We start from the raw sequence: 26964 nt of genomic DNA on the forward strand, positions 1-26964 counted from the left end.
GCCAACGAGCCGGAACGCAACCCTGGCATCCCCACGGCCAAATGAAGGTGAAGGAACCATGGCAAACGATCAACCCCCGCGGCCCTCCCGGCGCGGTTTTCTGAAGGCCGGCAGCGCCGCGGTCGCAGCGGGCGCGAGCCTCGGTGCGACCGGCGTCGCCCAGGCCGCGCTCGGCAAGACGCCGGCGCACGGTGCCGATCCGCAGACGGCGGTCGAGCCGTTCTACGGTTTGCATCAAGGCGGCATCGTCACGCCGCAGCAGAGTCACACGTACGTTGCCGCGCTCGATCTGACGACCGGGAAACGCGAAGACGTGATCGCGCTGCTGCGTGCCTGGACCGACGCTGCTGCGCGCCTGACACAAGGCGCCACGGCCGCGCCGCTGCCGACTGGCGCCGCGGCGAAAACGGCACTGGCCGACACAAAGATTGATACGCAGGTCAGCACGAAGGCCGATGCCAAGACCGATGCCAAGTCCAACGACACGGCCTACAGCCCGGCCAACACAAAAGCCGCGCCGGATTCCGGCGACGTGCTCGGCCTCGGTCCATGCGGCCTGACGATCACGTTCGGTTTCGGTCCGGGTCTGTTCACGAAGGACGGCAAGGACCGCTACGGGCTGGCCTCGCGCCGCCCCGCCGCGCTTGTCGATCTGCCGCGTTTCAACGGCGATCAGCTCATCGCCGAAAAAACCGGCGGCGACCTGTACATCCAGGCCTGCGCGAACGACCAGCAGGTCGCGTTTCACGCGGTCCGGCAATTGGCGCGTCTCGCCTACGGCACCGCGGCGATGCGTTGGGGCCAATCCGGTTTCCTGTCCGGTCCGCGCGGCCAGACGCCGCGCAATCTGATGGGCTTCAAGGACGGCACCAATAATCCGTCGACCGCGAAACCGCAATTGATGAACGAATTCGTCTGGGCCGGCGCCACCGCCGACGCGCCGTGGATGGAAGGCGGCACCTACACCGTGGTACGGCGCATCCGCATCACACTCGAACACTGGGACAACACGGAAGTCGACTTCCAGGAGCAGGTGTTCGGCCGCCACAAGTACAGCGGCGCGCCGATCGGCAAGAAGAACGAGTTCGATCCGGTGAACCTGAAGGAAGAAGACAAGGACGGCAATCCGGTGATTCCGGAGAACTCGCATGTGCGTCTGTCGAACCAGGCCAGCAACAACGGTGCGCAGATTCTGCGCCGCTCGTATTCGTACAACGACGGCACGAACTTCTACATCGAGCGCTGGCCGCCATGGCGTCAGGAAACCGAATACGACGCGGGGCTGATTTTCGTGGCTCACCAGAGCGACCCGCGTACCGGCTTCATTCCGATCAACGACAAGCTCGCGAAGTTCGACATGATGAACCAGTTCACGACGCACGTAGGCAGCGCGGTGTTCGCGGTGCCGCCGGGCGCGAAGCCGGGTTCGTATATCGGCGCGGGGTTGTTCGAGACGTAATGCAAGCCGCAGTAAACCGCCGGCCATGAGGCTGGCGGCCCTTCGAAGACCAACAACATCACTAACGGATTTTAGGATCATGGCTCATTCCTGGTTTGGCACCCGCCTGCGCCTCGTCAGCGGCGCCGCCGCCCTCACTCTGGCAGCGCTCGCAACCGTGCCGTCGACAGCCCACGCTGCGTCGATCACGCTGTACAACGCGCAGCACGAGCAGGTCGTCAATCTGCTCGCCAAGGACTTCGAAAAACAGTCGGGCATTTCGGTGAAGATCCGTAACGGCGAAGGCCCGGCGATGGCCGCACAAATCGTCGCGGAAGGCGCAGCGACGCCCGCCGACGTGTATTTCACGGAAAATTCGCCCGAGCTGATGTTGCTCGAAGAGAAAGGCCTGCTGAACAAGGTGGACGGCTCGACGCTCGCCACCGTACCGGCGCGCTTCAACTCGCCGAGCGGCGCATGGGTGGGCGTGACCGCCCGCGAAAGCGTGCTGGCCTACAACACGACCAAGCTGCAGGCATCGCAACTGCCGCAATCGCTGTTTGACCTGGCCAAGCCGGAATGGAAAGGCAAGGTCGGCATCGCGCCGAGCGACAGCGACTTCCTGCCGCTCGTGAGCGCCGTGCTCGCGTTGAAGGGCGAAGCGCAAACCGTCGCATGGCTGAAGGGCCTGAAAGCCAACTCGCAGATTTTCGACGACGACGAAGGCGTGGTGGCAGCCGTCAATCGCGGCGGCGTCGCGACCGGCATCATCAATAACTATTACTGGGCGCGTTTGCACGCTGAAATCGGCGATGCGAAAACCCGCAGCGCGATCTATCACTTCGGCAACGGCGACGCCGGCGCGATGGTGAACGTGTCGGGCGCAGCGGTGCTGAAGTCGGCCCACAACACGGACGGCGCGCAGAAGTTTCTGGCCTATCTGGTCAGCGAACGCGCACAGCAGTTGATGGCGAACAGCCACGTCATGTTCGAATATCCGCTGCACGCAGGTGTCGCGCCGGACCCGATCCTCAAGCCCTTCGCTGAATTGAAGCCGCCGGCGCTGACGATCCAGCAACTCGGCGACGACAGCCAGGCAGGCAAACTGCTACGCCAGGCAGGTTTGCTGTAAATGAGCGATGCCGTGTCAGCCGGGCCGCCGGCTGTAACCCCCGCCCCGGCGCGCGCCCGTTCGCGCGCGCCGCGCGGTTTGTTCGCGGCAGCAGCACTCAGCGCTTTGCTGGTGTTGCTGCCGATTGCGTTTACCTTCTGGCGCGCGGCGAGCTTCGGTATCGGCGAGGCGGTCGATCTGATCTTCCGCCCGCTGGTCGGTGAATTGCTGGTCAACACGGTGCTGATCACCGTATCGACCACGCTCGTCTGCGCTGTCGTCGGCACGGCGGCCGCCTGGTTTGTTGAGCGCACGCATTTGCCGGGGCGTCGCATCTGGGCTGTGCTCGCCGCCGCACCGCTCGCGATGCCGGCTTTCATTTCGAGCTATGCCTGGGTGTCGCTGAGCCTCGATTTGCAGGACTTCAACGGTGCATTGCTGGTACTGAGTTCCGCGTATTTCCCGCTCGTTTATCTTCCGGTGGCCGCGGCGTTGCGCAGCATGGACCCGGCGCTCGAAGAAAGCGCGCGCGCGCTCGGCTGCAACCGCTGGACCACGTTTATTCGCGTCGTGCTGCCGCAGCTGCGGCCTGCGCTGCTCGGCGGCATGCTGCTGGTGGCGCTCGGTGTACTGTCCGAATTCGGCGCGTTTACGCTGCTGCGCTTTCACACCTTCACCACGCAAATCTACGCCGAATACCGCACCAGTTTCGATGGCGGTGGTGCTTCGCTGCTCGCGTGTCTGCTGATCGTGATCTGCCTCGTCGTGCTGGCGTTCGAGTTTCGGGTACGCGGCGCGGCGCGCTATGAACGCGTCGATCGCGGCACACGTCGCGCGGTGTTGCGCTACGACCTTGGCGCATGGCGCTGGATTGTCGTCGGCGGTTTTGCCGCGCTGGCGATCGCAACGCTCGGTGTGCCGCTCGGCATGATCGGCTTCTGGCTTACGCAACCGGGCGCGGCTGCTGTCACCCCGGCCGACGTGTCGCCCGAACTGCTGTTCAACGCGACGATCTCGTCGCTCGGTTTCGGGCTCGCCGCCGCATTGCTGACCACGCTGTTGGTGGTACCGCTCGCGTTTCTGCTGGTGCGCTATCCGACGCGTTTCGCGACGCTGTTCGAACGCACCGTGTTTCTGGCGCAAGGCATACCGGGGCTGGTGATCGCGCTGGCCATCGTGTCGCTCGCGGTGCACGCGCTGCAGCCGCTTTATCAAAGCGCGACGCTGCTGGTGATCGCTTACGCGATGCTGTTCATGCCGGTGGCGCTGGTGAGTGTGCGTGCCGCCTTCATGCAGGCGCAGCCGCGCCTCGAAGAAACTGCGCGCGCACTCGGCCTGACCTGGTCGCAAACCCTGTTCCGCGTGGTGTTGCCGCTGGCGGGCCCTGGACTCGGCGCGGCCGCGGCGATGGTGTTCATCTCGGTCGTCACCGAGTTGAACGCGACGCTGCTGCTCTCTCCCCTCGACACGCAAACACTCGCGACCCAGGTCTGGGCCGACACTTCCACGATGGCGTTCGCCGCCGCCGCGCCCTATGCGGCGTTGCTCACCGGCATTTCGCTGTTCGCCTCCGGCCTCCTGTTCGCGTTGCTCGGCAGATCGGCACTACTCGGCGAACGCAGCTGAACGTCGCGCGCCCTCGCCCGCTTTTTCAATCGGATTTTCATGAGCGAACTTCGTATCCGCGGACTGCAAAAATCGTTCGACGGCCATCCGGTGCTGCACGGCATCGATCTCTCCGTCGAGCGCGGCACGCTGCTCGCGCTACTCGGACCTTCCGGCAGCGGCAAGACCACCTTGCTGCGGCTGTTGTGCGGCTTCGAACGCGCGGATAGCGGCAGCGTCGAAATCGACGGCCGCCGCGTGGCCGGCGACAACCTGCATATGCCTTCAGAGCAGCGCCGCATCGGCTATGTGCCGCAGGAAGGCGCGCTGTTTCCGCATCTGTCCGTGGCGGACAACATCGTGTTCGGCTTGCCGCGTACGCAGCGGCGCGCGCGTCATCGTGTGGCTGAATTGCTGGAGTTGGTCGGCTTGCCGGCGAACTTCGGCACGCGCGCACCGCAGCAGTTGTCGGGCGGTCAGCAGCAGCGTGTGGCGTTGGCTCGCGCACTCGCGCCGTCGCCAACGCTGGTGATGCTTGACGAACCTTTCTCCTCACTCGACGCCGCCCTGCGGCTCGAAACGAGGCAAGCAGTGGCCAGCGCCCTGGCCGCGACGGGCGCAACGGCGGTTCTTGTCACACACGATCAATCGGAAGCGTTGTCGCTCGGTCATGAGGTCGCGGTGCTGTGGAACGGCCGGCTGATCCAGACCGCCACGCCGGAGACGCTTTACCGCCGGCCGGTGACACGTGAACTCGCATCGTTCGTCGGTGAAGCGGTGTTGTTGCCGGGCGTGGTCAAGCAGGATCGCGTCGACTGCGAACTCGGCGACTTGCCGCTGTGCGAGCCGATGGGCAATGGCGCAGTCGACGTGATGGTGCGACCAGAACAGATCCGTCTGCTGCGTGCTGAAGAAACGATGCCGAATGGCGTGGCATCCTATGAGGCCGTCGTGCAGGAGGTGATCTTTCAGGGACAGGACGCCGGCGTCGCGCTGCAATTGCAGTCCGGCGCGCGGACCGTGGTGCGCGCTCGCGTGCCGGGGTATCTGTCGCCGCGACCGGGGGAACACGTGCGGCTTGCCGTGGATGGCGAGGTGACGGCTTATCCGCGGGATTGAGTGGCGCACGCGGTTCAGTCACGCGCTCAAATCGCGCGGTTGAGCCACGCCGTAACCTGCGCGCTTAAGTAACGCCCTTTAGGGGGCGTCCATTGCAGCATCATCACGCCGGCGCCACGGCCCCGCGCCCCTGCGGCCGCAGCGACAAATCCTGCACCATCTGCGCGGCCAGATAATCGCACGTGGGCCGGTCCGATTTGGCGCTGCGCGCCACCACGATTTCCAGCGGCGCGATCTTCGGCAAGCCTTGCGCTTCGCCCAGAATCGCCAGCCGCGACGGCACGCTGCAACGCGTGAGCGCGATTACCGAAAGTCCCGCATCCACCGTCGCCACCAACCCCATCAGACTGGCACTGCTAAACGCCGCCCGATAGCGGATATGCGCTCCGTCGAGCGCAGCCAGCGTATGCTGGCGCGCGACACAACCGGGCTCATAAAGCCCCACGGGCAAAGGCGACGCCGCCAGCACCGGCGTATCCACTGACGCCCCCACCCACACCATCGGCTCGCTGCGCACGAATTCGCCCCGCAATTTGCGATCGCGCGTAACGAAGGCGAGATCGATCTTGTTATCGGCCAGCATCGGCGCGAGCGACGTGCTCTGCGCGCAGACGATCTCGATTTCCACGTGCGGGTACAGATTCGAAAAACGCCGCAATACCGGCGACAGCAGCGACGACACGTAATCGTCCGGTGCGCCCAGCACCACCCGCCCGGTCACCTCGGGCCGCACGATTGCCGACCACGCCTCCTCATGCAACGCCAGCACGCGCCGCGCGTACTCGAGCAGCGTATTGCCAGGCCGCGTCAGCGAGAGATTGCGCGTATTGCGGGCGAACAACGTGGTGCCGAGCATGGTTTCGAGCCGCTTGATCTGCATGCTGACCGCTGCCTGCGAGCGGTGCACGGTAGTCGAAGCCTTCGTGAAACTGCCCGTTTCCACCACCGCGACAAAGGTGCGCAGCAAATCGACGTCGAATTCGGGGTGCATGATTTATCAATCCAGCTTATGGAATTACTCAATTTAATTCGTTTGCCGATGCCGTGCAAGCCACGCAATACTTCTGACTCCATCTTATGTGACCCACTTCTGGAGCCGCTTCGCATGTCCCTCACCCAACGTCAACAAGGCGCCATTACGCTGGCCAGCGGCGGGCTTTTGATGGGCACGCTCGGCATTTTCGTCGAGGAAGCGCGGCTGGGTGCGCTGACGCTGGTGTTCTTTCGTTGCCTGTTCGGTTTCCTCTCGCTAGCGGCGTATTGCGCGTGGAAAGGTTTCTTCACACGCGCGCATTTCACACAGCGCACCGTCGCGCTCGCGCTGATCTCCGGCGTGTTGATGGTCACGCAGTGGGTCGGCTTCTTCGACGCGATTCATCGCACCAGCATTGCGGTGGCGACCGTGGTGTTTCATGTGCAGCCGTTCTGGGTCGTGCTGATGGGCGCGGCGCTGTTCAACGAGCGCCTCGGTGTCGACCGGCTCGGCTGGATCGCAACCGCATTCGTCGGGCTTGTTTTGGCCTCGGGCGTCGCGGCCACTGCGAATCTGCAGGGGCATACGAGCTATCTGATCGGTATCGGCGAAGCATTGGCGGGTTCGGTGCTGTATGCAAGCGTCACGCTGATCGCCAAAGGACTCGGCAATTTGCGGCCGCATCTGCTGACGCTCGCGCAATGCGCGGTCGGCGTGGTGTGCCTGCCGTTCATTGCGCCGCTTACCGCCGTGCATATCGGGCCGATGCAGTGGTTCTGGCTGGTCGGCATGGGCGTGCTGCATACGGGGCTATCGTACGTGCTGATCTACGGCGCGCTGCCGAAACTGACCACGCCGATCATCGCCGTGCTGCTGTTCGTCTATCCGCTGACGGCGATCATGGTCGATGCCGTCGTGTATGGGCGGGCGCTGTCGGTGCCGCAACTCGCGGGGATGGCGTTGATCGTCATCGCAAGTCTTGGCGTGAATCTCGGCTGGCCGCTACTTTCGATGTTGCGTCCCGGCGCACGTGCGCGGCATCACGCCGATTGAGCGTTGAGCAGTAAGCCGGCGGCGACAGACTGGTTGCACGCCGGTCGCACGCTGCTGACCGTCACCCGGCGACGGTTCGCGTTCGCGGCATCGGCTTTCATTTCGCCGAAAAAATCCCTGCAGAACCCCCGCATTTCCCCTTCATTCAGCACAAGCGAGAATCGTTCTCGTTTATACTTTCCAAATATTACAAGCCGGGCACTGATCCGGCTTCTGCAGCACCTCCCATCCCCACATCGACATGCCATTCCGAGGCAGCCGATGTCACGCCAGCGCATCTCGCGCTGACGCACGGCGCCCCGGCCGTTTCGATTTTCGAATTCATTCAACAGCAACAGGGGAAATCACCACTTCGTCTCGCCTGACCGACCACACGAGCTTTGCCTCGCCGTGCGCGCCTGCTTGCGCCTCGTTTTGCGCCTGCCTCGCGTCTTTGTATTACCGCTTCCGCTGCACTCCAAAACAAAAAACACCACCGATCCATACTCGAAGAACGTCGCCATGAACGTCAAAAAGAATACTTATCGAGCGCTGCTGCTCGCCACCTCTCTTGCCAGCGCCAAACCTTTGCTGGCGCAGGAAGCTACACCCGCTGCCGGCGCGGCGGACAGCACGCTGCCCGCCATCGCAGTCAAGGCCGCGGCCGGCGGTGCGCAATTCCAATCGGCGCGCTATACCTCAGCAAGCGATGCGGTCACCTTGCCTTCTTTCGTGACGTTCGATCTCGGCGCGGGGTATCACGGCAAGAACGTGGACGTGGCATTGACGCTGGATAACCTGTTCGACCGTAAGTATTTCATCGCGGCGCACGGCAACGCGGATATGTACAACATGCCGGGCGCGCCACGCACGCTGACGGTGTCGGCAAGGTGGCATATGTGAGGGGTGTAACGCGTGGCACGCGCTGCACGCATTGATGCGTTAAACAAGAAAACCGGGCAATGCGCCCGGTTTTTTTGCTTTAGTCGTCGTAGTGGAAACGGCAGGCAATCACGAAGATCTTTCCGTCTCTCGGCAAGTAGACCAGACGATCTGCGTGCGTAATACGTCGCGACCAGAACCCGCTCAGGCTTCCAACTAACGCCTCTGGTTTTCCAGTCCCGCGATAGGGGTCGCGCCGACACTCCTCTAACAACGTGTTGATCTTGCGCAAGACCTTTCGGTCAGTAGCTTGCCAATACAAATAGTCGTGCCACGCGTCGTCGGTGAACATAAAAACACTATCAGCCTTTGCGGCCTCCTCGTTGCGGCTTTTCTGTTTGTTCATCAGTCAGCAATTCGCGCGCAGTGGCACCGCCGGCGTTCAATTGGGCGATAGACTTAGCGAGCCGCTGGGCGTTCTTCGACGAACTCAACAGATACAAGGTCTCCTGCATCGCATTGAAATCCTCGAGCGAAACCATGACCACATTTTCTCCGCCCTGTCGGGTTATCAGCATGGGCGTGTGATCGCGGCAGACGTCGTCCATCGCTTGCTTAAAGCCGGCACGCGCCTCGCTGTAAGTAAGGACGTTCATTCGTTTTATCGACCTGAGAGGTTTGCCCCCAGTCGCTCCTGTCAAAAGTTAGAGACGATTCCACCGTCGAGTTGACCTCTTGCACCGCCGGGACTGGCAGATGAGCCGGTGGCCCAGAAGAAAAAACACATCTGCGCAACGGCAATCATTGTACAGATTACCGTACAGGTCAGCAAACCAAAAACGGCAGAGGAACACGTCGTCTAACCAATAGAAAGCATGCCTGCTGCCGCCCACGCCCGCCACTCAGCCAAACGGCCAATCTCACTGCGGCAACACTTCCCCCTTCGTCTCCGGAGCAAACGGAATCACGAACAGCCCCACGATAAACGCCAGCGCCGTGAGCGCCACCGGCACGCCCAGCGTATGCATATGCAACACCGCCGCGCCGAGCAGAAAGTTCACGCCGGCCCCGACAAACCGTCCGAACGACGTGCAGAACGCAAACGCCGTGGCCCGTACGCGGGTCTCGAATTGCTCCGGCAGCCACAAGCTGAACAGCGCGAAATTGCCGCCGAAGAAACCCAGCACGCAGAGCCACGCAATAAATGGCGCGAGTCCATTCGGCAGATAAAACGCCCAGCCGAAACTGCCGACAATCGCCACCGCCATGCCGAGGAAGTAAATCGCCAGCGTCTTCTTGCGGCCGATCCGCTCAGCCAGCGGTGGCAACGCGAGACAGCCGAGAATCGTTGAAATCGACAGCAAGCCGGTTGCCAGCGACGCCGTCCGGATCGCATCGTTCTTCGCCATGCCGGCCTTCGTCGCCAGTTGGATCACAGCCGATGGCTCGTATACCGCGCCTGCCCACAAACCGATAATCGCGATCGTCAGCAGAATGCACGCAACCCACGTGCGCCGCCGATACGTCGGTCCGAGAATTTCGCGCAGCGGTTTGGCGCGCACGATGCTCGCGTCCGCCTTTTCCCACTTCTCCGATTCCTTCACGCGCAGCAGCACCAGAATCGCGACCACGACCGGCACCGCACCGGTCAGGAACATCGCGCGCCAGCCGTAGTGCACGCCGATCGTGTAGTTGAGCGCGGCCGCCAGAAAGAACCCGGCGTAATAGCCCGTTTGCAGATACCCGGCGCCCATCTTGCGGCGATCTTCCGGCCATGACTCGGCCACATAAGTCCCCGCCAACGCCCACTCGCCGCCAATGCCGACCCCGGCAATGAAGCGATAGATGGCGAGCTCCCACACGTTGTGCGAGGTGGCCGCAAGTCCCGTGAAAATGGCGAACGTGAAAATGGTGCCCGCCAGTACCTTGGTGCGGCCGAAGCGGTCCGCCAGCGGTCCCCAGATGAACGACAGCCCCCAGCCCACCAGAAACAGCGCGAACAGAATCGAGCCGGCGAGGCCCACATTCGCGGGCGTCGCGGCGTACCCCGAGCGCGGCAACAACTCAGTCAATGCCGGCGTCAGCACGAGGGCATAGATGAACGAGTCCATCCCGTCGAGCGTCCAGCCGGCCCACGCTCCCCAAAATCCTGCAATCTGCGAACGATTGAGCGGCGTGCGGCGCCGAACGACCGGCGTGCGGTCGGTTAGTGAATTCATCATGCTCCTCCGGCCCTGCGGTTGGCGTACGTGGCTTACATAAAGGGAACGACGAGATGGCGCGCTTGCTAGTGGATCGATGTGCCTCGTATAACGGATGAGAGGACATCGCAGGCCGCCGGGTGGGAAAAACTTTCCGGGTTTGCCCGCCTGTCAAGTGCGCAATTTCATATATAATATTCAATATTATGAACGATGCAATAGATGGTTTTCCCCTGGATGCCCCGGCGCGCAGCCCGCTTTTACCCGCGGCGGCGCCGCGTGAGAGCACGTCCCGCGTGATCGCGGAGGCGCTGCGCGCGGCGATTGTCGACGGCACGCTAGCGCCTGGCGCGCCGCTGCGGCAGGACGCGATCGCACGGCATTTCTCAGTCAGCGCAATTCCCGTGCGCGAGGCCTTGCGCCAGCTCGAAAGTGAAGGCTGGGCGAGAGCCGCCGTGCATAAAGGCGCGACCGTCGCGCCGTTGTCGGCGGATGAAGCGCGCGAAATCTATGAGATTCGCTCCGCGCTGGAGAGCCTCGCCATCGGCCTCGCGATTCCGAATCACACTGCCGCCACGCTGCGCGAATGCGCCACTCTGTGCCATGCCGCCGAACGCGAGCCGGACCCGTCGTTGTACGTCGCACGCAATGTCGCGTTTCATATGAGCCTGTATGCGCCCGCCGCCCGTCCACAACTCGAGGACATGATCGGCACGCTGCATCGGCGCGGTGAACGGTATTTGCGTCTGAAGTTCGGTTTGCCGTCGTACAAGGGCGAGTCGGACGACGAACACACCGCCTTGCTCGACGCCGTACAACGTCGTGATATTCCCGCTGCACAGTCCCTGGTTGTCGCGCATCTGCTCGGCACCGGTGACCTGCTCCATCGTTTTCTGACCGAACGCGTGCAGGCGGAAGCCGCGCTTGCGAATCAACCCAAGCCGCGCGCCAGACGCACGCGCACCACCACCGGGAGCTGAATCCGCCGATGAACCGATCCGCCGAAGCCACCGAAGCTTCCACCACCGCACGTTCCTGGACCACCCGCCGCGACGAAAAGAACCGTCGACTCGCGGCCATCGCACCGTGGCTGGAAGACGGTGTCCTGCCGACCAACCGTATCGTCGACGCCCTCGAAACGTTGATTCAGCCGGGCGACCGTGTCGCACTCGAAGGCGACAATCAGAAACAGGCCGACTTCCTGTCGCGTGCCCTCGCCAAGGTGGATCCGCGAAAGATCCACGACGTGCATCTGCTGATATCGAGCATCGGCCGTCCTGAACATCTGACGCTGTTCGAGCGCGGCATCGCGCACAAGGTCGATTTCTCGTTTGCCGGACCGCAGAGTTTGCGCGTCGCGCAACTGCTCGAAGACGGGCAACTGGAAATCGGCTCGATCTACACGTACGTCGAGTTATACGCGCGGATGTTCGTCGATCTCACGCCGCACGTCGCGCTGCTTTGCGCGGAAAAGGCGGACCGTCACGGCAATCTGTACACCGGCCCGAACACCGAGGACACGCCGACCATCGCCGAAGCCGCCGCATTCCGCCACGGCATCGTGATCGTGCAGGTCAACGAGATCGTCGATGAACTGCCGCGCGTCGATATTCCGGGTTCGTGGGTCGACGTGGTCGTAGAGGCGGATAGGCCCTTCGCCGTCGAGCCGCTCTTCACGCGCGATCCGCGGCATATCGGCGACCTGCAGGTGCTCACCGCGATGATGGTGATTCGCGGCATTTATGAACCGTACGGTGTGACATCGCTGAATCACGGCATCGGCTTCGATACGGCGGCGATCGAATTGCTGCTGCCCACCTACGGCGAATCGCTCGGCCTGAAAGGCAAGATCTGCCGCAACTGGACGCTCAATCCGCACCCCACCATGATCCCCGCAATCGAATCGGGCTGGGTTGACAGCATCCATTGTTTCGGCAGTGAGGTCGGCATGGAGGCGTACATCGAAGCGCGCCCCGATGTGTTTTTCACGGGCAACGACGGCAGCCTGCGCTCGAACCGCGTGCTGTGCCAACTGGCCGGCCAATATGGTGTCGATCTGTTTATCGGCTCGACCTTGCAGATCGACGCGGACGCCAATTCGTCGACGGTCACGCGTGGCCGCCTCGCCGGTTTCGGCGGTGCGCCGAATATGGGCCACGATCCGCGCGGCCGGCGTCATTCAAGCGAAGCATGGCTCAAGCTGCTGAAGGATCAGGGTCCGGTGTCGCGTGGACAGAAACTGGTCGTTCAGATGGCCGAAACGTACAAGAAAGGCGGCGAGCCGACCTTCGTCGATGAACTCGATGCGGTGGCTGTCGGCGCGAAGAGCGGCATGCCGATCGCGCCCGTGATGATTTACGGCGACGACGTGAGCCATGTCGTCACCGAGGAAGGCATCGCGCATCTGCACAAGGCCGAAGGGATCGACGAGCGGCGTGCGGCACTGGCTGCAGTAGCCGGTGTCACGCCGATCGGGTTGCGCGCGAAGCCGGAGAAAACGGCCGAATTGCGCCGGCGTGGCATCGTCGCGTATCCGGAAGATCTCGGCATTCGACGCGGTGAAGCGAAGCGCTCGTTGCTGGCCGCACGCAGCATCGACGATCTGGTGACGTGGTCGGGCGGCCTGTACGAGCCGCCGGCTCGCTTCAGGAGCTGGTAACGATGGCGCCCGCTGTTTTGCTCGAGTGCGAGGCCGACGCCATGCCGGACGCGAAGGCGGAACTCGCGTCCCGTGCTGCCGCGCTGACTGGGAGAGAGACGGGCACGGTCAGATCCACGGCGTATGCCGAACCAGTGGCCGAGGTCGACGTGCTCTGGCGCATCGCGCCGGCACGCCAGCGCGCCACGGTTTTGCACGCGGCAGGCACGGTAGAAAGGCTGGCGGTTAGGGTACGGGCAGCACCGTCCGATGCGCAGCTCGCGCGCTTCGCGGTGACCGCGTTGATCGAGGAAGCCCAACTCACGCCGAAACCCGCGCTGGTCGACCAGCGGGGCAGCGGCGCACATCGCGACCTCGATCTCGCCACCATGCTGCGTTCGGCACACGCGCTCGAACCGACCTTTGCGGCGCTCGCGCGCACGGCGCGCCGCCGCGGTGAACCATCCGCGCTATTGCGTGCGGAACTCGCGCAAATCGGCCGCGCCGGCGAACAGGACATGCTGCACGCAACCAGCGGCAGTAACGCACATCGGGGTGCAATCTGGATCGTCGGCCTGCTGGTGGCGGGTGCTTCGATGTCAGGCAGCGCCACGCGTATCAACGCTTCGGATGTCTGCACACTCGCCGCACAGACTGCCTGTTTCCCGGATCGTTTCGCCGCCCCCGCCGATAGTCACGGCGAGCGAGCGCGGCAGCGCTATCAGGTGGGTGGAGCACGCCGCGAGGCACAAGACGGATTCCCGCACGTCGTCGACATCGGATTGCCCGCCTTGCTCGCAGCGCGAGCCAGCGGAGTCGACGAAAACGCCGCGCGCATCGACGCCCTGCTCTCGATCATGGTGTCGCTCGACGACACCTGTCTGCTGCATCGCGCGGGTTTGCCCGGTTTGCACGCCGCGCAACAAGGCGCGCGCCGCGTGCTGCAAGCCGGCGGGAGTTCGACGCCGGATGGGCGCACCGCCCTCGTGGCACTCGAACGGGCATTGCTGTCGCTCAACGCATCTCCCGGCGGCGCAGCCGATCTGCTTGCCGCCACCCTCTTTCTAGATATGCTGGCGCATCACGACGCCGGCGGGAGCTCAGCCTCATGGAACATCTGACCTTCGACTATCCGGCGCAACGCGCCGTCACAACCCGCGCGCATGTCGGCGTGGTCGGTTCGGGCGATCTGGAAGTCCTGCTGTCGCCAGCAGAAAACAGTGCGGCCCTGAGCGCGCATGTAGTCGTGCGGACCAGCGTCGACGGCTACAGCCACATCTGGAAGAGCGTGCTCGACCGCTTCTTCACGCGCTACGACGGCGCAGCGCAAATCGAAATCAACGACTTCGGTGCGACACCGGGCGTCGTAGCGCTGCGGCTCGCGGAGGCCATTGAAGCGGCGGAACAGGGAGACGCCGCATGACTACTGTCGCCACCGCACACCCAGCGCCGATGCTGCGCGAAAGCTTTATCGAACTGTCCGCCCGCGAACGTGCCCGCTCGCTGCTCGACGCCGGCACGTTCCGTGAACTGCTCGGACCGTTCGACAAGATCGAATCGCCGTGGCTGCCGCTGCAAGGTGTCGTCTGCCAGGCGGATGACGGCTGTGTGATCGCACGCGGCACCATCGACGGCGAGCCGGCCGTGGTCGCTGCGATCGAGTCCGCGTTCCAGGGCGGCAGCATCGGCGAAGTGTCGGGCAGCAAGATCGCCGCCGCGCTGGACATGGCCTTGCGCGACTGCGAACGCGGCAAGATCGTGCGCCCTGTCGTGCTGTTCGAAACTGGCGGCGTGCGGCTGCAGGAAGCAAACCTAGGCCTTGCCGTGATCGCCGAGATTCAGGCCGCGATCGTGGCATTGCGCCGGCATGTACCGGTAGTTGGCGTGATCGCGGGGATGGTCGGTTGCTTTGGCGGCATGTCGCTGGCCGCGGCCTTGTGCTCGTATCTGGTCGTGACGAAGCAGGGACGACTCGGCATGAACGGCCCCGAAGTGATCGAACAGGAAGCCGGTATCGAAGAACTCGACGCGAGCGATCGGCGCCGCGCGTGGCAATTGATCGGCGGCGAACAACGGGCTGCGACCGCGCTCGCCGATCAACTGGTCGACGACGATGCGGACGCTGTACACGCCGCCGTGCGGTCCGCATTCACCCAAGGGCTGCCGGCTGCGCATCGCAGCGAACAGGTCGACGGTTTTCTCAACCGCCTCGCGCGAATCGACCCGGCCAGCGTGACGCCGGAAACGATGCGTGACGTGTACAACCCACCTGCGCAGAACAACGCGCGCAAGGAGCAGGCATGAGCGATGCCACCCTCAGCCGCGGCGCACGCTGGTTCCATACACTTGCCGGTGAACCGTCCGGTAAAGCGCCCGTATGGAGCGGCGACGCGTCGCTCGGCGGCGAGCCCGCGCACTTCATTGCGGTCGTCCCCGATCCCGACAACCGCTTTCCGCGCGCGACCGATAACGTTGTCGGCCTCGAACAAGGCTGGCTGCTCGCACGCGCTGTACGCGAGGTCATCGCGCAGGGTGAAACGAGCGGTACGCGCCGCCCGATCGTCGCGATCGTCGATGTCAAAAGTCAGGCGTACGGTTACCGCGAAGAGATGCTCGGCATTCACCTCGCCTGCGCCGCCGCGGTCGACGCGTATGCATCGGCGCGCGACGCCGGGCATCCGGTGATCGCACTGATCGTCGGACCGGCCATGTCGGGCGCGTTCCTCGCGCACGGCTATCAGGCCAATCGGATCGTGGCACTAGACGCGCCGGGCACGATGGTTCACGCAATGGGCAAGGAAGCGGCCGCACGCGTTACGCGGCGCACCGTCGAAGCACTCGACGCGCTCGGCGAAACCATTGTGCCGATGTCCTACTCGATGACGTCGTTCGCCAAGCTCGGCCTGCTCGATCAGTTAATCGAAGGCGTCGACGCCGACGCGCCCGATGCCGCGCAAATCGAGCGCGTGCGTCAGGTATTAACCGAACAGATCCGCAGCGCGCGCGCTGGCGGCCGCGATCTGTCGCATCGTCTGGAGTCGGCTGCGGCTCAAAAGAATCGCGCAGCGTCGATCGAAGTGCGGCGGCGTCTCGCCGAACAATGGGATGCCGTGTAATGCAGGTCTGCGCCGCGCCGCCGTTTGCAGCCGATCACGCGCTGTCATGCGACGCGCGCTGGCAGCCTCATGATCTGTTGCGCTTGCACCGCTTGCCACAGTTTGACGGCGAACCGGCGTGGGTTCGTGGGTCTTTCGAGCGCGCGCCGTATGCCGTTGTGCGGCGCGCACTGGTCGCTGACGGCTTTGTGGCGATCGGCTTGCGCGGTATGGAGCGGTCGCAGCGTTACGGCACGTGGGCGCATGGGGACGATATTGAAATCGCCGTGCCGCCGGAAGCGTTGGCGCGACGCAGCCCGCTTGCGTCGCGCAATGCGTTGCCGACTTTCGCGGCCCTTGCTGCACTACGACGCGACACGGCCGGCGCATTGGCTGGGTTCGTTTGGGGACCAACCGGCAGCGCAGGTTTCGAACTGGCAACTCAGACTCCCGCGGTTACGTTCTCAAGCGATCTCGATCTGCTGATTCGCGCCCCGGAAAAACTCTCGCACCACGCCGCCATTCAGTTGCTGGACTATCTTCAAGCGACCGCGCAACGCGCCGGGATTCGTGTGGATGCACAACTGGAAACGCCCGCAGGCGGCGTTGCGCTGGCCGAGTGGGCAGCGGACAAAGCACGCGTGATGGCGCGCCATGCTCGCGGGCCCCAGCTGATTACCGATCCGTGGGCGCCCGCTCGCGACAATGCCTGATGCTTGCGCTTCTGTTCCCCGGCCAGGGCGCGCAGTCGGACGGATTTCTGCACCGTCTGCCGCAGCATCATGCCGTAACCGGCACGCTCGAAGAAGCGTCTCAAGTGCTCGGCATCGACGTACTCACCCTCGACACACCCGATGCCCTGCGCTCAACCGTAGCCGTTCAGATCAGTTTGACCGTCGCGGGCGTGGCGATCACGCGGGCACTGGCAGAGGAACAGCTCATGCCGGAGATCAGTGCGGGTTTGTCGGTGGGCGCGTATGCAGCGGCTGTCAGTTGTGGTGCGATTCGCTTTGGCGACGCGTTAAAGATGGTTCGCAAACGCGCCGAGTTGATGGAGACAGCGTACCCATCCGGCTACGGTCTCGCGGCAGTGTCGGGTTTGACCGAACACCAACTGGAGACACTCGCCGCGCAACACGCGGATGCGGGTAATCAACGTGTCTATGTTGGCAATGTCAATGCGCCGCGTCAGATCGTTATGGCAGGAGCGAATGACGCGCTGGACACATTCATCGAACGCGCTTTGGCGGCAGGCGCACGCAAAGCCGTCCGTCTTGCGGTAAGCGTGCCGTCACATTGCGAACTGCTCGCGCAGGCCACGGACGAGCTCGTTGCGTACGCAAAAAACATCCCTTTTCACACGCCCCAGACTACCTATATCGGCAATCGCGGCGGCCGCCCGCTGTACACAGCAGAGGCCATTCGCGACGATCTCGCGACCAATATGCGCCACACCGTCCGCTGGTTCGACGCGCTCACCGTTATGCAGGAAATGGGCGCCCGCGTGCTGATCGAAGCGCCGCCGGGCCAGGTGTTGACGGACATTACACGCGAGAACTTTCCTGATACCACCGCGCTTGCCGCGAGTGCCTTCTCGTTCGACAAACTGGTCGCTACGGCGCGTCGGCGACTCGGTATTGATGGACTTTAAGACGCGGCCGTTCGGCCGACTCGAGTCCCGCCTCACCGTCTCTCAATCAACTGCCGCCCCATCGCCTTCGCATACTGATCGCACGCGCTGCGTGCGACGCGCGAAGCCGCCAGCACGCCGACGTCGGCGTCGTCGCGGTAGATCATCGCAACGTCGATCGGCGGCGGCAGCGGACGCACCTGCAATTGCCCCAGTTCGCCGCTGCTCAGAAAAGGCTCAACGAACAGTGCCGGCACTGCCGCAATGCCATAGCCATCGCGCAACAGTTTCACGATCACCGCGACCGACGGCATACAGGTCACCTGAGTATCCGCAAGCGGCACACCGGCGCGCTTCGCGAGCATTTCCACGATCGCCTCCACGGCGACTTGCGGCGCGGTGCCACGGCCGAATGTCAGCACGGGTTTCTGCAAGACCGTCTGCACATGCTTCGCGCGGCTCGTCGGAATCAGATCGTTGCGCGCGATCCAGCGCACCGGATAGCTCGCCAGCAAGGTCGAAACGATCGACGCTTCCTGTTCGCCGGTTTCCTCCACCTGAATGACGAGATCCAGTTCGCCAGCGCGCAAACGAGGCCCAAGCACGGCGCTCGAGTCGACGGTCAGGTCGACGACGATGCGGTTGTACTCGACGTTCAGCATCCGGATGTAGTCCGGCAGCCAGCTATGCACCACCGTTTCGATGACGCCGAGTCGCAGCCGCTTCGTCACCTGGGTTTCGTCCTGCGCGGCCAGTTGCAACGAGCGCGTGGCCTGCACCACCGAGCGCGCATGCGCAAGCAGCCGTTCGCCATGCGCCGTGAGCTGGAACTCGGCGGCGTCGCGCTCGATCAACTCGACGCCCAACTCGGCTTCAAGCGTTTTGATGCGTAGCGAAATCGCGGCGGGCGTGGCGTGCATTGCAGCGGCGGTCGCGCGAAAACTGCCTAGACGAGCGAGCGTCAGAAACGTTTCGACAAAGCGGGTATTCATTGCATTAGCCCTCCCAACAGCGACCCGAAAGACTCGATCATCGCCGCAAAATCGTCAGCGGTTCTGTTAAGTTTAATTTACCGAAACACAAGAATAACTCGCTGGAAGGATATTTTTGGCGTTACTAATCTGGCTCCCATCAGTCACGTGGAGCTAGCTGGAGTCAAGCCGTTCATGTCCTACACACCATCCGAGTTTCGTCAGCAGATTCGCAGCCGCCGTCTTTCCGGGCCGACTGCGGGCTACTGCGGCGACTATGCGCAAGCCAATCTCGCCATCCTGCCCAGGCAATACGCCGACGACTTCCTGCGCTTCTGCACGCTCAATCCGAAAGCTTGCCCGTTGCTCGGCATCGGCGAACCCGGCGAATGGCGCGTCCCGTCGCTCGGCGCGGATCTCGACATACGCAACGACGTCCCCGCGTTTTATGTGTACCGCCACGGCGAACGTGCCGAGGAAGTGCGTAGTCTCGACGAATTGTGGCGCGACGATCTGGTGGTGTTCGCGATCGGCTGCTCGTTTTCATTCGAAGAAATGTTGCGGCGTGAAGGCATTCCGCTGCGTCATATCGAACAGCAGGTCAACGTGCCGATGTATCGCACGCAGGAGCGCAACGTGGCCGCAGGCGTGTTCGGCGGCAACCGCGTGGTCTCGATGCGGCCGATGAAAGCCGCCGACGCGATTCGCGCCATCCAGATCACCAGCCGTTTTCCTGCGGTACATGGCGCGCCGGTTCATATCGGCGATCCCTCGCTGATCGGCATTCGCGACATCAGGCGGCCCGATTTCGGCGACGCAGTCGAGGTGCGCAGCGACGAGTTACCCGTGTTCTGGGCCTGTGGCGTCACGCCGCAAGCCGCGATAGAAAGCGCACGTTTGCCGTTTGCGATCGCGCACAAACCAGGACATATGCTCGTCACCGACATTCCTAACACCACGCTGGCGATGCTCTAGCCGCGGCGTTATTTGAGTTGTCCCACCCCAAGCCGCGCGGCAAGACGCGGCCACTGACTACGACCGGAGCCCAGCTATGAAAACCGAAGCGCAGTTGACCACAGACACCGAGCGCTACAGCGCGCCAGGCGCAGGCAAAAACCCGTTCGCGTGGTATCAGCAGATCTCCACCAGCGAGAAGCGTGCGTTCTGGAGCTGCAAGATCGGCTACGTGCTCGACGCAATGGATACGCAATTCCTGAGCTTCGTGATTCCGACGCTGATCGCGACATGGGGCATCACGCGCGGTGACGCCGGTCTCATCGGGACGGTCACGCTGCTGAGTTCGGCGCTCGGCGGCTGGGCGGCCGGTGTGCTATCGGATCGCATCGGCCGGGTGAAGACCCTGCAGATCACGATTCTCTGGTTCGCGGTTTTTACGCTAGCTTGCGCGCTGGCGCAGAACTTCTCGCAATTGCTGTGGGCGCGCGGACTGATGGGGCTCGGCTTTGGTGGCGAATGGACAGCGGGCGCGGTGCTGATCGGCGAAGTCATCCGTCCGCGTGACCGCGGCAAGGCGGTAGGGCTCGTACAGGCAGGCTGGGCGATTGGCTGGGGCGTGTCGACGCTGCTGTTCATGGCCGTGTTTTCATGGGTGCCGGCAGATTACGCGTGGCGCGTGCTGTTCGCGATCGGTATTGCGCCGGCGCCTTTTGTGATCTGGATCCGCCGCTTCGTTGAAGAGCCGGAGGTGCATCGGCAGCAGAAAGAAGCGCAAGCCGCGGCACAAACGCGTCCTTCGCTGTTCGATATCTTCCGTGGCGATATTGTCTGGACGACGCTGCGCGCGTCCATTCTCGCGACGGGTGTGCAGGGTGGCTACTACGCAGTGACCACCTGGCTGCCGACGTATCTGAAAACCGAACGGCATCTGAGCGTGATCGGCACTGGCAGCTATCTGGGCGTGGTGATCGTCGGTTCGTACTGCGGCTATCTGACGGGCGCTTACGTCAGCGACAAGATCGGCCGCAAACGCGCGTTCATCACGTTCGCGCTGGCCTCGTGTGCGATCGCGCTGATCTACACGCAACTGCCGCTCGATAACCTCACGATGCTCGTGCTCGGCTTTCCGCTCGGCTTCTGTGCGTCCGGCATTTTCTCGGGGATGGGCGCGTTCCTCACCGAGTTGTTCCCGACGCGCATTCGGGGCTCCGGCCAGGGCTTCTGCTACAACTTCGGGCGGGCGGTCGGCGCGACATTTCCGTTCCTGATCGGCTACGTCTCGCAGACCATGACGCTCGGCCACGCGATCGGCGTATTCGCCGCCGCTGCATACGGTATCGTGATCCTTGCCGCTCTGACGTTGCCGGAAACCCGGGGGCGCGAACTCAACGCCTAAGCCGCGCCGTCGCGCATTCGCGCTATAGCGCCTGCTCCGGCGCGCGTCCGATCACATGAGAATCGGACGCCGCTGTTGCGTCGCCCCGGCCGTGCTCACGGCCTGGCGTCACAACAGCACCGGTGCCACCCGGACGCCCCACAGATTTCGCATGCCGCTCGATCAGCCTTTGCAGCAGACAGAACGCGCACAGCAACGCGCCGATAACGATGCGGGTCCACCACGAACTGAGCGTGCCGTCGAAGGTAATCAGCGCCTGGATCGTGCCTAGAATACCGACGCCGAACAGCGAGCCGATCACATAGCCGACGCCTCCCGTCAGCAAGGTTCCGCCGATCACCGTCGCCGCGATCGCGTCGAGCTCCATACCCTGCCCTTGGAGGCCATAACCCGACAGCACGTAGAACGTGAATACCGCGCCACCGAGCGCCGAACAGAAGCCGCTCAGCGCATACACGCCGATCCGCGTGTGCGCGACCGGCAAGCCCATCAGCAACGCCGAGCGCGGATTGCCACCAATCGCGTACACGTTGCGGCCAAACCGCGTGAAATGCGCGACATAGATCGCTGCGGCAAGCGTGGCGAGGGCGATCAACACATTAGCCGTCACCGAACCAACGCCGATATTGAGCCGAAACGCGGAAATCTTCTGGAACGTCGGGTCATTGATCGTGATCGACTGCGTCGTGATCAGAAAGCACAAGCCACGTGCGAAGAACATGCCAGCCAGCGTGACAATGAACGCCTGCAAGCGGAAAAAGTGAATCAGCGCACCCTGTACCGCGCCGAACACCGTGCCCATCAGCAACACGATCGGCACGATCACCCAGACCGACAGATGCATGTGTTCGGACAACACCGCTTCGACGATGGTGGTCAGCGCCACCACCGAACCCACCGACAGATCGATCCCGCCGGACACGATCACAAACGTCATGCCGATTGCGACAATCAGCAGGAAGGCGTTGTCGACCAGCAGATCGAGCAGCACTTGCCACGAGAAAAAGCCGGTGTACATCACCGAGCCGAAACCGAACAGCGCGCAAAACAACAGGACAGTGACGGCGATCGGTAACGTGCGCGGATCGACGATATGAGCCCAGGCCTCGAGGAGTCGTCTCATCGCGCCACCCCGCGCTGCCTGAAGAGCGACATGGCGAGCGAGCGCGCCGAGGGCGACTGAATCACACTCACTGCCAGCACCACGGCCGCCTTGACGACGAGCGTCGCTTCCGGCGGCACGCCGATCGAATAAGTCGTATAGGTGAGCGTCTGGATGATCAGCGCACCCAGTACGGTGCCGGCGAGACTGAAGCGGCCGCCGAGCAGCGACGTGCCGCCGAGTGTCACCGCCAGAATCGCATCGAGTTCGAGTAGCAGGCCCGCGTTGTTGCCATCGGCGCTGCGCACGTTCGAGCTGATGAGGATGCCCGCCATCGCGGCCGTCAATCCCGAGAAGCCGTACACCGCGAATACCAGCGCTTTCGAGCGCAGGCCGACAAGACGCGTCGCCACCGGATTGACGCCGATCGCGCGAATGAAGAGCCCGAGCGCGGTGCCTTCAACGAGCCCTGCGGTGGCCAGCACGGCAACGCTGGCGATCCACACCGAACACGGCACGCCAAGCCAATACCCACCGCCGACGAACAGATAGCCCGGTGCGCCGATCGGAATGATCTGCCCTGCCGTCAGTAATTGCGCAATGCCACGGCCGGCGACCATCAGGATCAACGTTGCGATGATCGGCTGCATACCGACGAACGACACCAGCAGCCCGTTCCACATGCCGCTCAACACGCCGACGATCAGCGCCGCGACCAGGGCCTGTGCGATCAATCCGGCACTCGGCGCGGGTTGCGTCGCGAGTATCGTGGCCGCTGCGGCGCCGGCGATCGCGACTACCGCGCCAACCGAAATATCGATGCCGCGCGTGGCGATCACCAGCGTCATACCAGTCGCAACCAGCACCAGCGGCGCAGCACGATTCAACACGTCGATCGGCGCGCCGAACAGGTGGCCGTCGAGCATCCTCAAAGAGAGAAAATTTGGATTCACCAATAGGTTCAGGGCGCACAGGAGCACCAGCGTGACGCACGGCCAGATCAACGGGCGCTCCGCACCATCGCGCACGAACCAGTTCGATAGCTTCATTCGCCGCTCCCCGCGATGAGTCGATAAATGTTGTCTTCGTTCGAAGCCTTGCCGGCCACTTCAGCGATCTTGCGACGGTCTCGCAGCACCGCCACGCGATGACTCACACGCAGCACCTCGCCGATCTCCGACGAAATGAACAGGATGCTCAGACCGTTCGCGCACAGCGCCAGCAAGCGGTCCATGATGTCGAACTTGGCGGCGACGTCGATGCCGCGGGTGGGCTCGTCGAGAATCAGGAGTTTGGGATTCGTAGCAAGCCAGCGCGCGAGCAGCGCTTTCTGCTGGTTGCCGCCGGAGAGCAGCCCGATTGGCTGTTCGGCGTCCGCTGCCTTGATGCCGAGGCGCTCGATCCACATGTCCGCGATTTCTTGCGCGCGATGCCGTTTGATCTTGCGCAGCCAGCCGCGCCGCGCCTGCAGCGCCAGCAGAATGTTTTCACGGATCGACAATTCGGCGACGATGCCCTCTTTCTTGCGATCCTCCGCGCAATAGCCGATGCCGTGGCGCACCGCGTCCCGTGGCGAACGCAGCCGGACAGGCCGCCCTTCGATCAGGATGGTGCCACTGTCGGCGCGGTCGGCCCCGAACAACAGCCGGGCGGTCTCCGTGCGGCCCGAGCCTAGCAGGCCGGCCAGGCCCAGGATCTGGCCCGGCTGCACGTCGAGGTCGATCGGCTGCAACGTGCCGCGCCGTCCGACGCCGCGCAATTCGACGAACGGCTGAACAGCGTCCTTGCTCTGAGGTCCTTCATGGACAGCGTGGCCGTCATGTGCGGCTTCGCGCAAGCGCGCGCTCATGCGCTCGTGGCCGACCATTTTCGCGACCAGTTGATCGGCCGGCAGATCCCGTGCGAGATACTCGCCTTCACGCTCGCCGTTGCGCATCACCGTGATGCGATCGGAAATGGCATAGGTTTGCTCAATAAAATGCGTAACAAACAGAATGGCGATTCCGGACTGTTTAAGATGCCGAAGTATTTTGAAAAGCTGCGCGACTTCACCGTCGTCGAGGCTGGAAGTCGGCTCGTCGAGGATCAGCACGCGGGCGTCGACCGACAGTGCTCTCGCGATCGCCACCATTTGCTGCACGGCGATCGGATAGGCGTCGAGCGATCGGGTGACGTCGAGCGTCACGTCGAGGCGAGCAAGCGCAGCCTGCGCGCGCCGCTTGATGTCGGGCCAGTCGATCGCGCCAAAACGCTTTGGCTGCCGGCCCGCAAAGATATTCTCCGCCACCGACAGGTTCGGGCACAGGTTCACTTCCTGATACAGCGTGCGCACGCCGGCCGCTTCCGCCTCCTGCGGTGACGCAAACGCGACGATCTCGCCACCGAGGCGGATCGTGCCGGCGTCAGGCGCGACTACGCCGGTCAGCACGTTGATCAGGGTGGATTTGCCGGCACCGTTCTGCCCCATCAGGGTGTGAATCTCGCCGGGGAACAGGCGAAAGTCGACCCGTTGCAGCGCTTTTACGCCAGGGAACGTCTTGCTGACGCCGGTAGTGGCCAGAATGGGTTCGAGTGCATTCGAGGCGGCGCCGTCGCGAGCGTCGCCTGTGACGGCCTTCATGGCCGGCGGATTGGGTTCCGATGCGGGATGCGTCATAGACCTCGCTCGATCGGCGGTGCGTTGGTCGGGTGGGCTCAGGGTGGCTCAGCTACGCGCCATCTGATTCTGCGGAAAAGAGACCGCCCGCTGCCGGAGCAGTCAGGCGGTCAGGCACCACTGGAGAAACCCCTGCGATCTGTCCGTACTTCGCTTGCGTTCTGCGTCTATCGTATGGATAGCTAATCAATTAGCCATCACACTCCGCCTCAGTACTTGCGCGTCGGCAAAGTTTGCGCCGCGACGCTCATCGGGAAGACGGTCTCTTCCGTCAGGATACGCTTGGGCAGCGGCTTGCCGGCCACCACGTCCTTGACCGCCGACATCAGTTGCGGCCCCAGCAGCGGACTGCACTCCACATCGACATTCATCTTGCCCGCGGCCATCGCCTGGAAGCCGCCCTTGGTTGCATCGAACGAGACGACGGTGATGTCCTTGCCCGGATGCATGCCGGCCTCTTCCATCGCCTGGATGGCGCCGAGCGCCATATCGTCGTTATGCGCATAAACTACATTTATTTTATTTCCATAAGTTTTTATAAATGCTTCCATCACCTGCTTGCCACCGGCAAGTGTGAAGTCGCCGCTTTGCGACGCAATGATCTTGAACTTGGGATCGCTCTTGATCACTTCGATCAGGCCGGAATGGCGGTCGTTGGCAGGAGCCGAGCCGACCGTGCCCTGAAGTTCGGCGATGTTGATGGGACCTGGATCATTCTTATAGTGATCGGCCAGCCAATGACCGCCGCGCCGGCCCTCTTCCATGAAGTCCGAGCCGATCATCGTCACGTACAGCGATGTGTCTTTCACGTCGATGTTGCGGTCGGTCAGGATCACCGGAATTTTTGCGGCTTTAGCTTCGCGCAGCACCGGCTCCCAGCCGGATTCGACGACCGGAGAGAACGCGATCACATCGACTTTCTGCGCAATGTAGGAGCGGATCGCCTTGATCTGGTTTTCCTGCTTTTGCTGGGCGTCGGAGAATTTGAGCTTGATCTTCGCGTCCGCCGCCGCGGACTTCACCGACTCGGTGTTGGCGGTTCGCCATGCGCTTTCGGCGCCGACCTGTGCGAAGCCGAGGGTGATCTGTTTGTCCTGCGCGTATGCGCCCGGCGCTGTCAGCGCCAGCGCGCCGATGCTCGAGCAAAGCGCGAGCGCGCCCAACGCACGACATGCGGCGCGTCGTGTATTCGCCATGACTGTCTCCTGATCGTTGTTGTGTAGGCGATCCATCGGACCCGCCCGGTGTTTGCGGCCCTCACGGTGCGTGGATCGTGATGTAGCGTAGTGTCTGGGGCGTTAACCGTCCAATCATATGATTCGCGCCGGCGATACCAATTCTGGTATGGCGGGCGGTATCGGCTGTAGCGTGGACGTGGGCGATACTGTGGGATTTGCTCGAGTATCGGCAATGACCGAGCGTGGCGTTGGAGATGCTTTTTATGCGCTTAAGTGCTCGATGTGGCTTCAGGCCAAGTAGCGAGTGGACGCCGGGTCTTTGGGCTTTCGGACCGGGTGCGGCGCGGCTAATGGCTAGCCCGCAAGTTAGCGGGTTGCCCCGCGCGGCGTCACCCAGCGAAACGTCAGATTGATCCGCTCGCCGGCCACACGCGGCTCCTTCGGCACGCGATGCCGCCAGTCGGCCTGCGTGTTGCCCTTCATCACCAGCAAGCTGCCGCCCTTCAGCGAAAACGACTGCACGACGCCAGTCTTGTTGTGCCGCAAATCGAAAGTGCGCGCGACGCCCAGGCTGATCGACGCAATCACGGGCCGGGCGCCGAGTTCAGGCTCGCGGTCCGCATGCCACCCCATACTGTCGGTGCCGCTGCGGTAGCGATTGATCAGCACGCTGTTAAAGCGCGCGTGGCAGGCTGCTTCCGCGGCGACCCGCAGTTCGGCGACGGTCGGAGTCCACGGTTGCGGCACGTTGCGAATGCCGGAGTAGACGTAGACCGCATCCGGCTCGCCCTGCCAGGCCGTCAGCCGCGGCAGCGGCACACGGCCGGCAGGCGTGCCCATCATGTCCTGACGCCATTCCACTTCGCCGATGAGTTGCGTTAAAGCGTGCGCCGCGGCCTCGGGCGCGAGCCACTCGGGATACCAGTCCACGTCGGGCGCTGGAAGGTCATTGAAAAGGTCCGCCATGAAATTGCCTGAAT

26 protein-coding genes are annotated in these 26964 nt (G+C 63.3%); 16 read left to right on the forward strand and 10 right to left on the reverse strand.

Annotated features, from left to right (window positions below; genetic code table 11):
* Positions 1–58: 58 nt before the first annotated feature.
* The 4 genes from PQQ86_RS31035 (at position 59) to PQQ86_RS31050 (ending at position 5273) form a co-directional block, all read left to right on the forward strand.
* Complete coding sequence (locus tag PQQ86_RS31035) at positions 59–1459, forward strand: Dyp-type peroxidase (protein WP_408275801.1); 1401 nt, start codon at positions 59–61, stop codon at positions 1457–1459.
* Positions 1460–1538: 79 nt separating this feature from the next.
* A complete protein-coding gene (locus PQQ86_RS31040; protein WP_408275803.1) occupies positions 1539–2570 on the forward strand; it encodes an iron ABC transporter substrate-binding protein in 1032 nt (343 codons plus the stop codon).
* Positions 2571–4175 (forward strand): ABC transporter permease, encoded by a 1605-nt coding sequence (locus PQQ86_RS31045; RefSeq protein WP_408275806.1) that lies wholly within the window; start codon positions 2571–2573, stop codon positions 4173–4175.
* A gap of 39 nt (positions 4176–4214) precedes the next feature.
* The gene (locus PQQ86_RS31050; RefSeq protein WP_408275809.1) at positions 4215–5273 is read left to right on the forward strand and encodes an ABC transporter ATP-binding protein; all 1059 of its coding nucleotides are present in this window, start codon (positions 4215–4217) and stop codon (positions 5271–5273) included.
* A 103-nt stretch (positions 5274–5376) separates the two neighbouring features.
* Here the strand turns inward: PQQ86_RS31050 and PQQ86_RS31055 are convergent, their stop codons facing one another.
* Entirely contained in the window at positions 5377–6264 is an 888-nt protein-coding gene (locus PQQ86_RS31055; RefSeq protein WP_408275812.1) for a LysR family transcriptional regulator, read from the reverse strand.
* Between the two features lie 114 nt (positions 6265–6378).
* Between PQQ86_RS31055 and PQQ86_RS31060 the strand changes: the two genes are divergently transcribed.
* Both PQQ86_RS31060 and PQQ86_RS31065 read left to right on the forward strand, forming a co-directional pair.
* Positions 6379–7299 carry a DMT family transporter gene (locus tag PQQ86_RS31060; protein WP_408275814.1) on the forward strand — a complete coding sequence of 307 codons (921 nt, stop codon included), beginning with the start codon at positions 6379–6381 and terminating at the stop codon, positions 7297–7299.
* Positions 7300–7800: 501 nt separating this feature from the next.
* Positions 7801–8181, forward strand: coding sequence for a hypothetical protein (locus PQQ86_RS31065; RefSeq protein WP_408275817.1), 381 nt, complete (start codon positions 7801–7803; stop codon positions 8179–8181).
* Between the two features lie 79 nt (positions 8182–8260).
* Here PQQ86_RS31065 and PQQ86_RS31070 read toward each other — a convergent pair whose 3' ends face one another.
* The 3 genes from PQQ86_RS31070 to PQQ86_RS31080 all read right to left on the reverse strand — a co-directional run bounded on the left by PQQ86_RS31070 (position 8261) and on the right by PQQ86_RS31080 (position 10379).
* Positions 8261–8512 (reverse strand): Txe/YoeB family addiction module toxin, encoded by a 252-nt coding sequence (locus PQQ86_RS31070; protein WP_408279403.1) that lies wholly within the window; start codon positions 8510–8512, stop codon positions 8261–8263.
* Between the two features lie 10 nt (positions 8513–8522).
* Positions 8523–8816, reverse strand: a complete 294-nt coding sequence (locus PQQ86_RS31075; protein ID WP_175054819.1) for a type II toxin-antitoxin system Phd/YefM family antitoxin — start codon at positions 8814–8816, stop codon at positions 8523–8525.
* 264 nt (positions 8817–9080) lie between these two features.
* Positions 9081–10379, reverse strand: coding sequence for an MFS transporter (locus tag PQQ86_RS31080; RefSeq protein ID WP_408279404.1), 1299 nt, complete (start codon positions 10377–10379; stop codon positions 9081–9083).
* 188 nt (positions 10380–10567) lie between these two features.
* Here PQQ86_RS31080 and PQQ86_RS31085 point away from each other — a divergent pair, with 188 nt between their 5' ends.
* From PQQ86_RS31085 to mdcH, 8 genes are read left to right on the forward strand one after another with little or no spacing between them, the layout of a single operon-like run.
* A complete protein-coding gene (locus tag PQQ86_RS31085; RefSeq protein WP_408275820.1) occupies positions 10568–11341 on the forward strand; it encodes a GntR family transcriptional regulator in 774 nt (257 codons plus the stop codon).
* Positions 11342–11349: 8 nt separating this feature from the next.
* Positions 11350–13020, forward strand: a complete 1671-nt coding sequence (gene mdcA, locus PQQ86_RS31090) for a malonate decarboxylase subunit alpha (protein WP_408275822.1) — start codon at positions 11350–11352, stop codon at positions 13018–13020.
* A gap of 2 nt (positions 13021–13022) precedes the next feature.
* Positions 13023–14120, forward strand: a complete 1098-nt coding sequence (locus tag PQQ86_RS31095) for a triphosphoribosyl-dephospho-CoA synthase (RefSeq protein ID WP_408275825.1) — start codon at positions 13023–13025, stop codon at positions 14118–14120.
* A complete protein-coding gene (locus PQQ86_RS31100) occupies positions 14108–14422 on the forward strand; it encodes a malonate decarboxylase subunit delta (protein WP_171927925.1) in 315 nt (104 codons plus the stop codon). Before PQQ86_RS31095 ends, PQQ86_RS31100 begins: the two co-directional genes overlap by 13 nt.
* Positions 14419–15303, forward strand: coding sequence for a biotin-independent malonate decarboxylase subunit beta (locus tag PQQ86_RS31105; RefSeq protein ID WP_408275829.1), 885 nt, complete (start codon positions 14419–14421; stop codon positions 15301–15303). The genes PQQ86_RS31100 and PQQ86_RS31105 overlap by 4 nt, the downstream gene beginning before the upstream one ends.
* On the forward strand, positions 15300–16115 hold the full coding sequence (gene mdcE / locus PQQ86_RS31110) for a biotin-independent malonate decarboxylase subunit gamma (RefSeq protein ID WP_408275831.1): 816 nt from the start codon (positions 15300–15302) through the stop codon (positions 16113–16115). The genes PQQ86_RS31105 and mdcE overlap by 4 nt, the downstream gene beginning before the upstream one ends.
* A complete protein-coding gene (locus tag PQQ86_RS31115; RefSeq protein ID WP_408275834.1) occupies positions 16115–16807 on the forward strand; it encodes a malonate decarboxylase holo-ACP synthase in 693 nt (230 codons plus the stop codon). Before mdcE ends, PQQ86_RS31115 begins: the two co-directional genes overlap by 1 nt.
* Positions 16807–17745, forward strand: coding sequence for a malonate decarboxylase subunit epsilon (gene mdcH / locus PQQ86_RS31120; RefSeq protein WP_408275837.1), 939 nt, complete (start codon positions 16807–16809; stop codon positions 17743–17745). Before PQQ86_RS31115 ends, mdcH begins: the two co-directional genes overlap by 1 nt.
* 32 nt (positions 17746–17777) lie before the next feature.
* On the opposite strand, the gene PQQ86_RS31125 is transcribed toward mdcH, so the two are convergent.
* Positions 17778–18716, reverse strand: coding sequence for a LysR family transcriptional regulator (locus tag PQQ86_RS31125; protein WP_408275839.1), 939 nt, complete (start codon positions 18714–18716; stop codon positions 17778–17780).
* A 174-nt stretch (positions 18717–18890) separates the two neighbouring features.
* Here PQQ86_RS31125 and PQQ86_RS31130 point away from each other — a divergent pair, with 174 nt between their 5' ends.
* Positions 18891–19670, forward strand: coding sequence for a putative hydro-lyase (locus PQQ86_RS31130; protein ID WP_408275842.1), 780 nt, complete (start codon positions 18891–18893; stop codon positions 19668–19670).
* Between the two features lie 76 nt (positions 19671–19746).
* Positions 19747–21048 carry an MFS transporter gene (locus PQQ86_RS31135; RefSeq protein WP_408275845.1) on the forward strand — a complete coding sequence of 434 codons (1302 nt, stop codon included), beginning with the start codon at positions 19747–19749 and terminating at the stop codon, positions 21046–21048.
* A gap of 22 nt (positions 21049–21070) precedes the next feature.
* Here the strand turns inward: PQQ86_RS31135 and yjfF are convergent, their stop codons facing one another.
* From yjfF to PQQ86_RS31160, 5 genes are all read right to left on the reverse strand, one after another.
* Positions 21071–22171 carry a galactofuranose ABC transporter, permease protein YjfF gene (yjfF, locus tag PQQ86_RS31140; protein ID WP_408275848.1) on the reverse strand — a complete coding sequence of 367 codons (1101 nt, stop codon included), beginning with the start codon at positions 22169–22171 and terminating at the stop codon, positions 21071–21073.
* Positions 22168–23199 carry an ABC transporter permease gene (locus PQQ86_RS31145; protein ID WP_408275852.1) on the reverse strand — a complete coding sequence of 344 codons (1032 nt, stop codon included), beginning with the start codon at positions 23197–23199 and terminating at the stop codon, positions 22168–22170. Before PQQ86_RS31145 ends, yjfF begins: the two co-directional genes overlap by 4 nt.
* Entirely contained in the window at positions 23196–24806 is a 1611-nt protein-coding gene (locus PQQ86_RS31150) for a sugar ABC transporter ATP-binding protein (RefSeq protein ID WP_408275853.1), read from the reverse strand. Before PQQ86_RS31150 ends, PQQ86_RS31145 begins: the two co-directional genes overlap by 4 nt.
* A 209-nt stretch (positions 24807–25015) precedes the next feature.
* Complete coding sequence (locus PQQ86_RS31155; RefSeq protein ID WP_154565790.1) at positions 25016–26002, reverse strand: ABC transporter substrate-binding protein; 987 nt, start codon at positions 26000–26002, stop codon at positions 25016–25018.
* Positions 26003–26350: 348 nt separating this feature from the next.
* Positions 26351–26950, reverse strand: a complete 600-nt coding sequence (locus tag PQQ86_RS31160) for an alpha-ketoglutarate-dependent dioxygenase AlkB family protein (protein WP_408275857.1) — start codon at positions 26948–26950, stop codon at positions 26351–26353.
* Positions 26951–26964: the final 14 nt, after the last annotated feature.

Source organism: Paraburkholderia sediminicola, from assembly GCF_046026675.1.
Classification (GTDB): domain Bacteria; phylum Pseudomonadota; class Gammaproteobacteria; order Burkholderiales; family Burkholderiaceae; genus Paraburkholderia; species Paraburkholderia sediminicola_F.

What these genes read in the sequence shown, in the direction of transcription:
- PQQ86_RS31035 (WP_408275801.1), top strand. Translation starts at nt 59, where the DNA reads ATGGCAAACGATCAACCCCCGCGGCCCTCCCGGCGCGGTTTTCTGAAG.
- PQQ86_RS31040 (WP_408275803.1), top strand. Translation starts at nt 1,539, where the DNA reads ATGGCTCATTCCTGGTTTGGCACCCGCCTGCGCCTCGTCAGCGGCGCC.
- PQQ86_RS31045 (WP_408275806.1), top strand. Translation starts at nt 2,571, where the DNA reads ATGAGCGATGCCGTGTCAGCCGGGCCGCCGGCTGTAACCCCCGCCCCG.
- PQQ86_RS31050 (WP_408275809.1), top strand. Translation starts at nt 4,215, where the DNA reads ATGAGCGAACTTCGTATCCGCGGACTGCAAAAATCGTTCGACGGCCAT.
- PQQ86_RS31055 (WP_408275812.1), bottom strand. Translation starts at nt 6,264, where the DNA reads ATGCACCCCGAATTCGACGTCGATTTGCTGCGCACCTTTGTCGCGGTG.
- PQQ86_RS31060 (WP_408275814.1), top strand. Translation starts at nt 6,379, where the DNA reads ATGTCCCTCACCCAACGTCAACAAGGCGCCATTACGCTGGCCAGCGGC.
- PQQ86_RS31065 (WP_408275817.1), top strand. Translation starts at nt 7,801, where the DNA reads ATGAACGTCAAAAAGAATACTTATCGAGCGCTGCTGCTCGCCACCTCT.
- PQQ86_RS31070 (WP_408279403.1), bottom strand. Translation starts at nt 8,512, where the DNA reads ATGTTCACCGACGACGCGTGGCACGACTATTTGTATTGGCAAGCTACT.
- PQQ86_RS31075 (WP_175054819.1), bottom strand. Translation starts at nt 8,816, where the DNA reads ATGAACGTCCTTACTTACAGCGAGGCGCGTGCCGGCTTTAAGCAAGCG.
- PQQ86_RS31080 (WP_408279404.1), bottom strand. Translation starts at nt 10,379, where the DNA reads ATGAATTCACTAACCGACCGCACGCCGGTCGTTCGGCGCCGCACGCCG.
- PQQ86_RS31085 (WP_408275820.1), top strand. Translation starts at nt 10,568, where the DNA reads ATGAACGATGCAATAGATGGTTTTCCCCTGGATGCCCCGGCGCGCAGC.
- mdcA (WP_408275822.1), top strand. Translation starts at nt 11,350, where the DNA reads ATGAACCGATCCGCCGAAGCCACCGAAGCTTCCACCACCGCACGTTCC.
- PQQ86_RS31095 (WP_408275825.1), top strand. Translation starts at nt 13,023, where the DNA reads ATGGCGCCCGCTGTTTTGCTCGAGTGCGAGGCCGACGCCATGCCGGAC.
- PQQ86_RS31100 (WP_171927925.1), top strand. Translation starts at nt 14,108, where the DNA reads ATGGAACATCTGACCTTCGACTATCCGGCGCAACGCGCCGTCACAACC.
- PQQ86_RS31105 (WP_408275829.1), top strand. Translation starts at nt 14,419, where the DNA reads ATGACTACTGTCGCCACCGCACACCCAGCGCCGATGCTGCGCGAAAGC.
- mdcE (WP_408275831.1), top strand. Translation starts at nt 15,300, where the DNA reads ATGAGCGATGCCACCCTCAGCCGCGGCGCACGCTGGTTCCATACACTT.
- PQQ86_RS31115 (WP_408275834.1), top strand. Translation starts at nt 16,115, where the DNA reads ATGCAGGTCTGCGCCGCGCCGCCGTTTGCAGCCGATCACGCGCTGTCA.
- mdcH (WP_408275837.1), top strand. Translation starts at nt 16,807, where the DNA reads ATGCTTGCGCTTCTGTTCCCCGGCCAGGGCGCGCAGTCGGACGGATTT.
- PQQ86_RS31125 (WP_408275839.1), bottom strand. Translation starts at nt 18,716, where the DNA reads ATGAATACCCGCTTTGTCGAAACGTTTCTGACGCTCGCTCGTCTAGGC.
- PQQ86_RS31130 (WP_408275842.1), top strand. Translation starts at nt 18,891, where the DNA reads ATGTCCTACACACCATCCGAGTTTCGTCAGCAGATTCGCAGCCGCCGT.
- PQQ86_RS31135 (WP_408275845.1), top strand. Translation starts at nt 19,747, where the DNA reads ATGAAAACCGAAGCGCAGTTGACCACAGACACCGAGCGCTACAGCGCG.
- yjfF (WP_408275848.1), bottom strand. Translation starts at nt 22,171, where the DNA reads ATGAGACGACTCCTCGAGGCCTGGGCTCATATCGTCGATCCGCGCACG.
- PQQ86_RS31145 (WP_408275852.1), bottom strand. Translation starts at nt 23,199, where the DNA reads ATGAAGCTATCGAACTGGTTCGTGCGCGATGGTGCGGAGCGCCCGTTG.
- PQQ86_RS31150 (WP_408275853.1), bottom strand. Translation starts at nt 24,806, where the DNA reads ATGACGCATCCCGCATCGGAACCCAATCCGCCGGCCATGAAGGCCGTC.
- PQQ86_RS31155 (WP_154565790.1), bottom strand. Translation starts at nt 26,002, where the DNA reads ATGGCGAATACACGACGCGCCGCATGTCGTGCGTTGGGCGCGCTCGCG.
- PQQ86_RS31160 (WP_408275857.1), bottom strand. Translation starts at nt 26,950, where the DNA reads ATGGCGGACCTTTTCAATGACCTTCCAGCGCCCGACGTGGACTGGTAT.